Here is a 12,370-nt window from a genome sequence, read left to right as displayed (position 1 = left end):
TAGCCTCAGGTATACTTGATGCGCGGATCGATGACGGCACAAAGCACATCGACGAGCATGTTGATGAGAAGGAACAGCAGGACGATCACGAGAATCGAACCCTGAACGACAGGGATGTCCCGCAGAGTGACGCTGTCGACCAGCAACGAACCGAGCCCAGGCCAGGAGAACAGCTTCTCGACGACCACAGCCTGACCGATAACGGTACCGAACTGAAGACCGATCGTCGTCAGTACGATCACAAGGGTGTTCCGGGTAAGATGCCATCGCACGACCTTGCTCTCGCTCATTCCTTTGGCGCGAGCCGTGCGGACGAAATCAGCGTTCATGATTTCAAGCACCGCAGCCCGTGTTGTACGCGCCAGAAGCGCCAATGGCGCGACACCAAGGGCGACGGCAGGCAAGATCAGATAGCGGATGCTGCCGTCTCCATAGCCGAAGCTCGGCAGCCAACCGAGCACGAGCGCGAAGAGATACATCAGCATCAGGCCAAGCCAGAACTTCGGAAGTGACAATCCCGACACGGCACCGATCATGGAAAGTGTATCGATCCATCCGCCGGGCCGCAGGGCTGCGATGAACCCCAACGGCACTCCGACGGCTATCGCGAACAACATGGATGCAATCGCGAGCTGAGCGGTAGGCCAAAGGCGCTCGGCAATGACATCCGCGACCGGCTGGCGCGTCCTGAAAGAGGTTCCTAGATCGAACGTCGCCAACTGGGCGATGTATTTGCCGAAGCGGACGTAAACCGGATCGTCGAGACCGAACTCCTTGTTCATCCGCGTCATGACTTCGGCGTCCAGGACACTCCGTCCGTCGTCGCTCATGCTCGATGCGAAAGTGCCCGGAATGACACTGAACATCACGAAGATCAGAGCTGCAACAGCCAGAATGATAGGCAATGTCTGCAGCAATCGCCGCACGATGAAAGACAGCATACAACGCTCCGGCCTGACGCTCTGGTGTTTGGTCCCAGAGCGTCAGGATCTGCAGTTTACTGTGAGTGCTTGCGAAACCTGCCGCTTACTTTGCGGCTGGCGAGGACGCCTCGACCCAGATGTCCTCGTAGTTCTGGATCGCCAGTTCGGTTGCGTTCGGCTGCAATCCCTTGATCCAAGGCTGATACGCCATGACAGCCTTGTTGTAGTTGAACCACCACATAGGCGCTTCTTCACGGAGGATCGCATTGGCCTTTTTCAAGTTGTCAATCCGCTTTGCGGCATCGTCCGTCGCGGCTGCTTCATCGAGAAGCCTGTCGAACTCGGCATTCTTGAACTGGGTGTAGTTGCAGGCCGTTTGCGGCGTCGCCGAGTGGAAGCACTTGAGCGAGGTCAGCGGGTCCGGACCCGAGGTGTTAGACCAGATGAAGGCCTGGTAATCGCCGCTACGTGCCACCTCCGACAGCACAGTGCCCTCGACCGGCTTGATCCTGACCTTGACTCCCACCTTTTCGAGCATGGGAATGACGGCTTCGACGATCGGAATTCCCCAGCTCTCATTCGATGTTGCCGTCCATTCGAACTCGAAGCCTTCCGGATACCCCGCCTCCGCGAGCAGCTTCTTCGCCTTCTCAGGGTCGTAGGCGTAAGGCTTCATATCCTTGTCGTATGCCGGCGATGAGATCGGAAGCCAGCTCGTCGCGCGGTAGGCCTTGTCCTTCACGAGCCGCTTGATGATGAGGTCCGCATCAATGGCGTGATTGATGGCCTGACGGACACGCTTATCGGAGAATGGCTTGAAGTTCGGGTTCATTCCCATGATGCGGGTATAGACCTCGGGAACCTCGAGAATGCCCTTCGAGAGCTCCGGATCCGCCTTGTAGGCGACATACTGGGTTGGCCCGAGGATCGACGCGTCGATCTCCTTGTTCCGGAATGCGACGTCACGTGCCGAAGCTTCGCCCATGATCGAGATCGTCACCCTGTCGGCATGAGGCTTGCCGGGCTTATAGAACTTCTCCCAGCGCTCCGCGACCAAGCGCGATCCGGGGACGTACTCGACGAACTTGTAGGGCCCCAACCCGATAGGCTTGGAGTTGAAACTGTCCTTGCCTGCCTCGTCCGCAGGATAGATGGAGGTCATGGCCTGGTAGAAATTGAAGCCAGGATCAACCTTTTCGGTCAGGGTCATTTCGATGGTGAAGTCGTCGATTTTCTTGAGACCGGAGATTTCCTTCGCCTGCCCCTTCTCGACGTCGATGGCACCCTTGATGATGCGCACGTAGCGCGCGCCGGGATAGGCCTTTGCGCCATCCATCAATCTGGTGAAGGTCCAGATGACATCGTCGGCGGTCATTTTACGCCCGTGATGAAAGAATGCGTCGTCTCGCAGCTTGAAGGTATGCACGAGACCGTCGCCTGAAACCGTGACCTCCTTCGCCAGTTCGAGAACCGGCTTATTGGCGTTTGCGTCCCAGTTGTAGAGCGCCCGATGGATGGCCTTCGCCCAGATCTCGTCCTGAGCCCGATTGGACGTGTGGATGTCGAGGTTCGCGAAGCTCGATCCATACGGCGCCGTGAAGCGGATCGTACCGCCCTGACGCGGTGTTTCGGCATAGGCGCCGGCACTCATGGTAAGAGCAAGCGCTGTGGTGATGACGAATTTCTTGAGCACGGCTGATCCTCCAAAGCTGTGACATCTGCGGACGCGCCGGCGATATGCCGGCCCGCAAATAGTTCATACACCCGTCGATGCAGTTCGACGTCCAGGCGCGTTCCCCTTTATGTTCTAAGAGACGCCTAGACGATCATGAACGATCGAACCTCCTCGGATCGTAAGATCGCATTGGGTGTTGTCAAGAATATCCTCTGGCGAGGCGGTCAGAAGATTTCGCGAGAAGACTGCGATGTCCGCCAACTGACCCGGCACCAGGCGCCCTTTCACGTTCTCCATCTTCTGCGAGAATGCGCCATACTCGGTGTAAGCCTGAAGCGCCTCCTCTATCGAGATGCACTCGCTCGCATCCATCACTGTTCCCTTCCATGTCTTGCGTGTCAGCATTGCATAGAAATTCGGGAACGGATCAGGTTCGCAGACCGGCGCATCGCTGCCGGTCGCAGGCTTCAGGCCGAGATTGATCCACGTCTTGAACGGATAGCTCTTCAATCCCCGCTCTTCGCCGAGCACGGAAACATAGGCGTCTCCGAAGTCATAGACGAATACCTGTTGCGGGCATGGATAGATACCAGCTTTCACCATCCGGTCGTGCTGCTCCGGCGTGGAGAATCCGGAGTGCTCAATCCGGTGACGCCTGTTCGGGTCGGGAAACGCGGCAAGAGCTCGCTCATAGGCGGTGATCAACTGCTCGATCGCCGCATCTCCAATAGCATGACAGGCTAGTTGATACCCCTTGGCGTGAGCGTCCATGACAAGTTCATTCAGTTCGTCGTCGGACATCATCTGAACACCGGTCGTGGCATCCTCGCCCAGGTAGGGCTTCGACATCCAAGCAGTGCGGCCGCCGGCGGAACCATCGAGGAAGAACTTGATGGCTCCGACCATCAGCATGTCATCTCCCGTACCCGAGATCAGTCCAGCTTCATAGCATTGCGGAACGATCGTCTTGTCAGGATCGCCCAGCAGCGCCAGCCAGGTACGGACGGGAAGCCGGCCTTCGCGTTTTGCTCTGTGGTAAGCCGCAATCTCGCCGAAACCGCCCCGTTGTCCGACAGCCGCATCCATGCAGCTGGTGATGCCGTACGACAAGAGGTGACGGCCACCTCGCTCGATGGCGGCGACGAGTTCGTCCTGCGTTGGCGGAGGAATGACTGCCCAAACAGGCGCACGGGCGTTCTCCGCCAGCAGACCTGTGAGGCGGCCATTCTGCTGCTCGATCAGACCTCCCGGAGGCGTCGGCGAACTCTCATCGATTCCTGCCAATTCCAGGGCCTTGGAATTGCAGATCGAGATATGTCCGCAGGTGCGTACCAGCATCATAGGATGGTCTGGAGCCGCCTGATCGAGTTCGCTCCGATGGGGATGGCGCTCTACATCAAGCTTCGTCTGATCGTAGCCGCGGGCGAGGATCCATTCGCCGGGACGTGTCTTCGAAGCCCGCTCCTTGATCGCGGAAAGAAGCGATTCAAGCGTCGGTGCGGTTGTTGGCTTTGCATCCACCCAGTCCATCATCATTCCGAGGGAGATCAGGTGGAGATGCGAGTCGTTTAGTCCGGGTGTGGCGAGACGACCTTTCAGGTCGATTATACGCGTTGCCGGGCCGGCTAGACTGGCGATGTCAGCATCGCGCCCGGACGCCAGAATCCGGTCCTGCCAGATTGCGACCGCCTCCACGACACCCTCATTTCGGCCGCACCAGATCGGACCGTTTCTGAGTATGATGTCCGCGATTGGGCGAGCAGTTGCTTCTCCCGACCGATCGGATGCGAGGGACTGGCTAACAGCGATATTCATGCAAGCTTCCTGGTTACTGACGTCGGCCGGGGAATGATGCTTCCTTCCGGCGGTCCACGGCAAGATGTCCTCAAATGGCGTCCAGAGGCCAAATCGGACGTCTGATGTTCTTGTAGGGGCGCTCCTTGAAATTGCGCGTCGACAACGCACCGGTATCGACTTCAAGGACCTCTCGCGCAATCGGCTCGAAGGCTGCACGGAAGTGCTGCATCGACTTCACGATGAGAGTCGATTTTCGAGTTGGATCGACTCCGAGGGACGTGAACTGCCCAAGGTCAGTGGCTTGACCGTTATGACTGATCACGATGATTTCCACTCCACCGACCCGGAGCAAAAGGCTCAGACCATAATTGCGACGGGCACCGCCCCCCATCGGGCCGTAGGCGATGAAGGATCCATCGGTGATTGCAGCGACATGGCCGGTGATCTTGAGAGGACCTCCTCCCATCGTCGGATCGGTCTTTCCTCCCAGTTCGAGCCTCACCCGATTGCCAACCCCAGCCGCCTGCGCCTGCTGCACCGCCTCGGGATCGCAGATGGCATGGAAGCCGACATTCTGGAGATCCGCCTCGAGCACGGCCTTGAGAAGAGCGGTGGCATCCCCATAAGCGCCGGAGCCGGGATTGTCGGAGTAATCTGCAATGATCAGAGGCTTTACGGCTCCAGCCTCTTCGGCTTTCGCCTTGGCGATGGCCTCAGCGAGTGGCGTGAAATGGATCGACGAGAATGTTCTCTGCTCCCAGGCATAGTTCATGAGCTCCTCGGCGATTATCTGGGCCGAGGCTCGATCATTGCCAGTGACGGCAATGGACGGTCCGATGTCGTGAACGTCGGCAGAGGAGAATCCGGCTTGGACGCTGACGACAAGAGCCTTTCCTGACACCTCTATCTGGTCACCTCTTCGGAGCAGTTCCATCATGGGAGGGGACGTGGTGCGCCCTCCATCCAGGGCATACAGGATGGGGCGGCGGGCAAGAGCTACTCGAGGCGTTACTACACCTGCCATGGCCTTCTCCAGAAGCTCCGCAGCCTGCCAAGTTCGTTCGTACTGATCGATGTGGGGATAGGTCCGGTATGAAATCAGCGAGTTTGCATTGTCGGCCATTCGCTGCGTCACGGTCGCATGGAGGTCGAGCACGGCGATAACGGGCACGTCAGGCCCGACACGCGACCGGATGCGGGCGAGCAACTCACCCTCGCCATCATCGTGGCTTTGAGTGGACATCGAGCCATGAAGGTGAAGCAGAATTCCGTCCATGCCATCGCAAGCATCCAAGATTCGCTTCGTCAGGGCTTCGAAACACTCGTCGGTCACCCTGCCAGATGGATTGGCCGAAGCAGCGACTGGGTGAACGACGTCCCACCCGAACTTCTCCGCCGCTTCAAGGGCCGCACCGATGGATGTCCGCGTCCCACGAAATGCCGGCGGGATTTCGTCGCCAAGATAGTAGCTGGAGTTCTTGAAAGCTTTCTCGTCCGTCAGCTGAACACTGAACGTGTTCGTCTCATGCATGAATTCTGCAACCAGAACGCGCCGTCCCATCTCCGCCCATCCCCTTATATCAGCCACACGAAAAGTGCGGCGCCCTGAACCCAAGCGACACTTTGTTGCGTCAACCCGAGTTTCTTCGGAACTCATTTTCGCGGATGGTGACAAACGAGAAAGAATTCTCCAAATATCATCTTTCACTCAATCGATCCATTTTTGATATGGATAGAGGGAACTGTGACATTATCTCTCCGTCACGTAGAGGTTTTTCATGCCGTTATGTCGGCGGGTGGCGCCACTCAGGCGGCCAATCTCCTGCGTACGTCTCAGCCTACCGTGAGCCGGGAGCTGAAGGAGCTTGAGAGACTCGTCGGCTTCCCACTCTTCACCCGCAAAGGCAGACGCCTTCTTCCAACCGAGGCCGCGCTCTCATTGCACGCCGAGGTAAGACGCTCTTTCGTAGGGCTCGAGGAAATAACTCGCACCGCCGATGCCATCCGTGCGAATGCCTCCGCGCACATCAAAATCGCCTGTCTACCGGCTTACGGCTCCACATTGCTTCCTCCCGTGTGCCGCAGCTTTCTCGGCAGTCACGATGCCCTTCGTCTCAGCATCCACTCCGTTGAGCAGGGGGCAATCGCAACCGGCCTTTCCACTGGCCACTACGACATCGGTATCCTTGAGGCTGCCCCAGCTTTGGAAGGAATAGAATCCACCATTATCGACGTTGGCGAGGAGCTCTGCATTCTACCGAAAGGTCATCCTTTGACCAGGAAAGCCGTTCTTGAGCCGTGCGACTTCGAAGGCGAAGATTTCATCTATTTTTCTGCAGACGACGCTTACCGGAGAACGGTCGATGACATTTTCCAGCAGCATGCTGTCACTCGGCGCCTGCGTGTCGAAGCGACCACAGCCACCTCTATCTGCTCCCTCGTCTCCCAAGGCCTTGGGGTTTCCATCATCAATCCAATCAGCGCACTTTATTCCCTGGATAAAGATATAGAACTGCGCCGCCTGTCGGTGTCCATTCCATATGTAATTGGAATATACAGACCGGCGAACAGGCAGTATCCCGATTTGGCGAGGCGGTTCGGAGAGTACTGCATGGCGTCTCTCACCGACATCAGGCGGAGGATAGAGGAAGTTCTTTAATCCTTGGAGCACCTCACGGAATATCGCAGCGTTTTATAAACCCTCGTCAGCCATAGTCGGACGGTGACGCAGGGTCATTATAATGAAATTTCATCATGTTCTGGTTTCAAGCTTTCTATGCTGCACCTGTTTCATGGCAGCACCTGCCCTCTCCCGTGAGAGCACGCCAGCCGCTGCACCGCAGGAATCCGTCTTGCCTACTTCCGTAGCGATGCGGGAAGTTCAAGCGCCCGACAGGAGCAGGCCAATTCCTGCTCCTGTCTCGATTTCACAGGATCCTCGCCCGACTCTGGATGCGACAACCTTCATCAATACGATGCGGGCAGCATGGACATACAAGCGCATCGCCGAAGCAGGCGGTTGGCCGGTCTTGCCCCCCAACACGGTACTGAAGAGCGGGGACAAGAATCCCCTGGTCGCCGTTCTCCGCAAACGACTTTCACTCGAGGGAGACCTGCCATCTGACAAGATCGGCAGCGATGTTGTCGACGCCGAGCTTACAGCAGCCATCAAGCGGTTCCAGGCGCGTCATGGCTTACCCGAGTCCGGCGCTATGCGTGAAAAGACCCTTGAGGCGTTGAACGTGTCTGCGCTCACCCGACACCGGCAGCTCGCGGCATCGGCCCAGAGACTGATGGGCACGACTTTCCCATTCGGCGAACGCTATGTCGTGGTCAATATTCCTTCCGCCACGGTCGAGGCCGTCGAGAGTGGCCAGGTTTCGAGGCGCTACGTCGCAATCGTGGGAAAAGCTGACAGACCCTCCCCGACGCTCGAAACCCGCATTTCCGCCGTCAATCTCAACCCGACATGGACGGTTCCAGTATCTCTGATCAAGAAGGATATCATTCCGCATGTGCGCAGGGATCCTTCCTATCTCGACAAGATGAAGATTCGCATTCTGGACGCGAAGGGGCAGGAGATCGATCCGCAGTCTCTCGACTGGTCGACCCAGAAGGTGGCCAGCTATACCCTGCGGCAGGATCCGGGTGTGCTCAACTCACTCGGCCAGATGCGCATCGACATGCCGAATAAGGAAGCGGTCTATATGCACGACACGCCTACGAAGCGGCTCTTTGCGCAGGATTCACGCTTCCATTCATCGGGCTGTGTTCGTGTCGCGGATATCGCCAGCTTTGCGGAGTGGTTGCTGCGCGACACATCGGGCCCCGCAGGCGGTTGGACGAAAGCCGCAATCGAGACTGCAATTTCTTCGACAGTTCGACAAGACATCAGACTTGAGAAGCCGGTCCCGGTCACCTGGGTGTATCTCACCGGGTATGCCACCAAGGATGGAACGGTACATTTCAGGAAAGATGTTTATGGGCTTGATGATCTCAAGCTCGAACCGGATGCTAAAACCCTCGACGTGCCGGCAACCTCCTCGATTGCCCCCAGGCGCTCCTGACGGAGAAACGCTGAAGCTCGAAGGCTCGCGGTGCGGCTTCGTTCTCGTGAAGTACCCCTTATGAAATCATGCCCAAGGCATCAGACATGGGTATGAATATGACAGGAGATATTGCAGACGGACTAGAGGCCACAATGATCTGGGTCAGAAAGAACGCCAACAGCTCTGAATGGGCGCAGTTGAAGCAACAGTATAATCAGCTCTCGAACAGCTTAGGTTTGCCTTTCGACATGCTCATGGTTTCAACGCCTCGCCCGAATGACGGTCGCTCCGACGTCTACCTGAGCCTGCCGACGGAAGACCATCTCGCTCTCTTCAAAGGCTTCGATGTTGTACCGGAAAGAGCTCTGCCCACCGAGGCGACCTTAAGCTTCGGTCATCTGGAAGCGTTCAAGGAGCGGTTCTGCTGGTTGGAAGAGGATACCGTCCACTAAGGATGACAGCCAACCTTATTGAGCGAAGTCCTTCTGTCGTAGATGGAGCGATACGCGATGAGGTGAAGCGTCTGCCGCCAGATGTCCGAAACGACAGGAGCGCGACGTGCATGACGAAAGCGAACGTCTCCTTGAAGTTCATGAAACAACCCCCGCTAACGACAGCGCGGCGCACGTGCTGCGGTGGGTGGGACTGATCGGCGGGCTTGCTCTCTGCGCCTGGGGCATAGCGGCGACACTCATGTAGCCGCGCAGGAGACTGCATCTGTTCGTCATGGGTCGCCCGTCGTCACTCGTCCGATGATTGCGTCTCCACGACGGGAGGATCGTCCCAACTGGGCAGCTGCTCAAACGGATCGGCCGGCTGCGTCCTCCGCCCCAGTCCCGAATCCCTGCATCCATTCTCGCAGATGCTTTTCTGAGCGCGCATATTCCTCGCCTCGATACGGCGGTGCTTCCGGTCCTGCTGTTCCAGCACCTCGCCTCGCGTCGTCTCGGACTGGATCAAACTCAGTTGCCGCTCCTGTGCGAAGCTGGACGATGCCAGAGAAACTCCAGCGGCCGCAAGGGCAAGCGATTTCAGTGAGAGCGCCATAGATAAATCTGCTTCATTTTAAGGGTGGTGCGATAGGTTAACGATTTGCCGTCTGCGCGGTCAGGAAACTGGCAATGGCTTCGAAAGCCTCATCTCCCTCCTTCAACAGACCTGGGAAGAAGTAATAACCATGAGGCATTCCTTCCCGCACGAAGTGAACGACTTCCCTGCCGCCATCCTGCAACTTTCTTACAAAGAAACGATTGTCATCGACTATCGGGTCAGCCGAGCCGGAGATGATGATCGTAGGAGGGTAACCGGCAAGGTCCGCGCGGGATGGACTCACGTGAGGGTGAGACCAGTTCCTGCCATGGACGACATAGGCGCCGCGAATGTAACCGACGAAGGCTGTGTCATAGATAATCCCGAGCGGCGCGAGACGCTCGAAGGAGTCGTACTCTTCTACATGGAAATCCGTAATCGGGCACATCAGGACGGCAGCCTCAGGTGGGACATCGCCCTCATCGCGCAGCTTTATCGGCAGAGCAGCTGCCATATTCCCGCCGGCAGAATCTCCTGCCACCGCTATCCAGGAGGGAACGCCTCCGAGTTCGCCTCCATGCTTGCGCAGCCAGCGGAAGACAGTGCAGCAATCCTCAAGACCTGCAGGGAACGGCCATTCCGGCGCCAACCGATAGTTGACGCTCACCACGACCACCCTGCCCTCCCACGCTATGCGGCTGGTGATATATGCGGTGTCCTCTGATCGACCGACAGTAAAGCCGCCTCCATGCGCATACAGCATGATCGGAAGCAGTTCGGCGCCCGCAGGCCTATAGACCTGACAGCGAATGGGCCCGAGAGATGAAGGCACGTAGATCTGCGAAACAGTGACTTGCGGATAGAGTTCATCGGCACTCGGAGGCAGATCCGCAGGATTGATATCCTCGCTGATATAGCCGCTCCGGACAGGCCGGATCATGATGTCACGCAGTGTCAGAGGTGTCCGCATCTTCGCGAGCAGCCGATAGTAAGGAGCTGCTGGATCGGAATCATCGATATGAGAGACGCCTGGACCATCGCTGAGCTGATCGACGGCAGCCTGCATGTTCTGCCTGCCGGAAGTATCATCGTTCACAAGACCAGCTCCGCCAATGATTATCAAGCTTTGCGGAGATTAGTCAGCAGCAGCTCGACTTCCAACTGAATAAAGAGCTATCTGATGCCTCCTGAAGGATTAGGCACATGCTCTGCAACGCGAGCAATGATGCCAAAGGTCCGAACTGCTATTGTGTCTCCCCAACGGGGACCTCTTCGACCGGTTTCGTTGCAGCATTCTGGGCCTGGACAACCAGGCTACCGATCAGCGATGCAGGTGCAGGACCTCCAGATCCTTGTTGCCGCACCTCAATGATGTCTCCTGGAGCGAGGCGCGTCCTCATATCACCTTGAATGAGTTCTTCTTTTCCGCTGCGGGATCTTAAGATCGCAACCGTGTAGGTCGCATCACCGGCCGCCCCCATAAGAGCAGTCCGACTCTGGGTGAGGCGCGCCGCTCGCACCTCTTGAGCAAGCGGAATCGTGATCTCCATTTCCTGCATGCGTGCACGAGCCTCCTGCAATTCGGTGATCGTGCGTCGCATATACTCGTTTTCAGCCTCCTGGATTCGTACCCCGATTTCGCCGATGCTAATTTCTAGACGTGCGATATCGGCCGCGAAGCGCGCGAGATTGCCCTTATGGCGAGCCTCTTCACGCTGCAGTTCAATCATGGCGTACCTGCGTGCCAAGCCGGTGGACACCAGCTTGTTGTAATCTGCGATATGCTCCTGAAGGAGTTGCAACTGCTTTTCCTCAGCGTCCGACTGAGCCTTCACTCCAGCGATCTCCGCTGTAAGACGGGGCTTCTGATCGCGGAGCAGCCGTAGAGTTTGCTCATGCCCTACCCTCTGGACCGAGAGGATATCCTGCTCCTCCTTGAGGATCCGTGCTACGTCCGGATCGTCGCTCGCATAGGGAGCGCCTTCCGGCAGAACGACCTTTGGCGAGCCCGCTCTTTGCGCCTCCAGTCGCGCCCGCCGGACATAAAGTGCGCGGTGTGTTGCTTGAAGAACTTGTAAACGCTCGTCCGCTTGCAGGAGCTCTGACCTGTTACCAGCGGCTGCCTGTTCCGCTGCACCGATTCCACCAGCCAGCGCGACAGCACTCAGAACGGATGCACCGTAACGATATGGGTAGCTCCCCGGTGACCGCACATCTCCGAGAATGTGGATCGGCCGCTGTTCGTTGATCTTGAGGCTGACGACCGCTCGATCCATGTACCCGTCGGCGAGTCGCGCCGCGATCCGCTTCTCGGCTTCGACAAGTGTCAGATCCTGCACCGGTATGGCACCCACAAGGGGAAGGATCACCGCCCCCGATCTATCGACAACGAAATCTCCGGAGAGTTCGGGCTGCTGAAACACAGTTATCTGGACACGGTCTCCAGTGGACAGTTGCTGCGGGCTGGCGTCGCTCTCTGCCAGGACCGGCCGCACGTGCAGGACAGTGGAACCGAAAGCAAGGGCTCCGATGAGAAGGAGAGTAGGCAATCGCAAAGATTGGACCACAGGCGACATCCCTTCGGCTGGTGTTGGCCCCGCAGCCCTTGGATGCGCGGGGCAGGCATAACTCCAGAGCGAAACTGAAGCGAGTAATGTGCGTCCGGAGCGAGCCGATTCATGCGTGAGCGACCGTTCCTTATCGCAGCTTAGAACCTATGGGCCCCGGCGTGGCGGCAATTTTGGGCGAGCATCGGCCTCGACCAAAGTACCTCCATCGGGTTGTTGTCCACTCAAGGTTCCTGACTGCAGGCCCACACTTTCCTAACAGCCCATATTCATCTACGGCCGGTTGCTTCCGCGCCATCGAGGGCTACCTATGCATCGAAACGTCCCTGG

Annotated in this window: 10 protein-coding genes; 3 read left to right on the top strand and 7 right to left on the bottom strand. The window is 57.7% G+C overall.

Features of this window, described 5'->3' with window-relative positions; genetic code table 11:
• Positions 1–5: 5 nt before the first annotated feature.
• The 4 genes from LGR44_RS15010 to LGR44_RS14995 form a co-directional block, all read right to left on the bottom strand.
• A complete protein-coding gene (locus tag LGR44_RS15010) occupies positions 6–941 on the bottom strand; it encodes an ABC transporter permease (RefSeq protein WP_226741522.1) in 936 nt (311 codons plus the stop codon).
• An 85-nt stretch (positions 942–1,026) separates the two neighbouring features.
• Complete coding sequence (locus LGR44_RS15005; RefSeq protein WP_226741704.1) at positions 1,027–2,574, bottom strand: ABC transporter substrate-binding protein; 1,548 nt, start codon at positions 2,572–2,574, stop codon at positions 1,027–1,029.
• A 156-nt stretch (positions 2,575–2,730) separates the two neighbouring features.
• Positions 2,731–4,413, bottom strand: coding sequence for an amidohydrolase (locus tag LGR44_RS15000; RefSeq protein ID WP_226741521.1), 1,683 nt, complete (start codon positions 4,411–4,413; stop codon positions 2,731–2,733).
• 70 nt (positions 4,414–4,483) lie between these two features.
• A complete protein-coding gene (locus LGR44_RS14995) occupies positions 4,484–6,103 on the bottom strand; it encodes a M81 family metallopeptidase (RefSeq protein WP_226741520.1) in 1,620 nt (539 codons plus the stop codon).
• Between the two features lie 36 nt (positions 6,104–6,139).
• Here LGR44_RS14995 and LGR44_RS14990 point away from each other — a divergent pair, with 36 nt between their 5' ends.
• The 3 genes from LGR44_RS14990 (at position 6,140) to LGR44_RS14980 (ending at position 8,896) form a co-directional block, all read left to right on the top strand.
• The gene (locus tag LGR44_RS14990) at positions 6,140–7,054 is read left to right on the top strand and encodes a LysR family transcriptional regulator (RefSeq protein ID WP_226741519.1); all 915 of its coding nucleotides are present in this window, start codon (positions 6,140–6,142) and stop codon (positions 7,052–7,054) included.
• Between the two features lie 82 nt (positions 7,055–7,136).
• Positions 7,137–8,462 carry a L,D-transpeptidase family protein gene (locus LGR44_RS14985; RefSeq protein WP_226741518.1) on the top strand — a complete coding sequence of 442 codons (1,326 nt, stop codon included), beginning with the start codon at positions 7,137–7,139 and terminating at the stop codon, positions 8,460–8,462.
• A 68-nt stretch (positions 8,463–8,530) separates the two neighbouring features.
• Positions 8,531–8,896: a hypothetical protein gene (locus LGR44_RS14980; protein WP_226741517.1), complete on the top strand. Its 366-nt coding sequence runs from the start codon at positions 8,531–8,533 to the stop codon at positions 8,894–8,896.
• Between the two features lie 289 nt (positions 8,897–9,185).
• Here LGR44_RS14980 and LGR44_RS14975 read toward each other — a convergent pair whose 3' ends face one another.
• From LGR44_RS14975 to LGR44_RS14965, 3 genes are all read right to left on the bottom strand, one after another.
• Positions 9,186–9,491, bottom strand: a complete 306-nt coding sequence (locus LGR44_RS14975; protein WP_226741516.1) for a hypothetical protein — start codon at positions 9,489–9,491, stop codon at positions 9,186–9,188.
• A 37-nt stretch (positions 9,492–9,528) separates the two neighbouring features.
• The gene (locus LGR44_RS14970) at positions 9,529–10,569 is read right to left on the bottom strand and encodes an alpha/beta hydrolase (protein WP_226741515.1); all 1,041 of its coding nucleotides are present in this window, start codon (positions 10,567–10,569) and stop codon (positions 9,529–9,531) included.
• A gap of 148 nt (positions 10,570–10,717) precedes the next feature.
• Positions 10,718–12,049, bottom strand: coding sequence for a polysaccharide biosynthesis/export family protein (locus tag LGR44_RS14965; protein ID WP_226741514.1), 1,332 nt, complete (start codon positions 12,047–12,049; stop codon positions 10,718–10,720).
• Positions 12,050–12,370 lie beyond the last annotated feature (321 nt).

Origin of the sequence: Microvirga lenta (assembly GCF_020532555.1) — a bacterium.
GTDB lineage: Bacteria > Pseudomonadota > Alphaproteobacteria > Rhizobiales > Beijerinckiaceae > Microvirga > Microvirga lenta.
Note: the sequence above shows the minus strand (reverse complement) of the source record. Positions and strands in the feature narration are given on the sequence as shown.

Bases quoted from the DNA above. Each gene is read 5' to 3' on its own strand.
- LGR44_RS15010 (WP_226741522.1), bottom strand. From the start codon at position 941: ATGCTGTCTTTCATCGTGCGGCGATTGCTGCAGACATTGCCTATCATT.
- LGR44_RS15005 (WP_226741704.1), bottom strand. From the start codon at position 2,574: ATGAGTGCCGGCGCCTATGCCGAAACACCGCGTCAGGGCGGTACGATC.
- LGR44_RS15000 (WP_226741521.1), bottom strand. From the start codon at position 4,413: ATGAATATCGCTGTTAGCCAGTCCCTCGCATCCGATCGGTCGGGAGAA.
- LGR44_RS14985 (WP_226741518.1), top strand. From the start codon at position 7,137: ATGAAATTTCATCATGTTCTGGTTTCAAGCTTTCTATGCTGCACCTGT.
- LGR44_RS14980 (WP_226741517.1), top strand. From the start codon at position 8,531: ATGCCCAAGGCATCAGACATGGGTATGAATATGACAGGAGATATTGCA.
- LGR44_RS14975 (WP_226741516.1), bottom strand. From the start codon at position 9,491: ATGGCGCTCTCACTGAAATCGCTTGCCCTTGCGGCCGCTGGAGTTTCT.
- LGR44_RS14965 (WP_226741514.1), bottom strand. From the start codon at position 12,049: ATGTCGCCTGTGGTCCAATCTTTGCGATTGCCTACTCTCCTTCTCATC.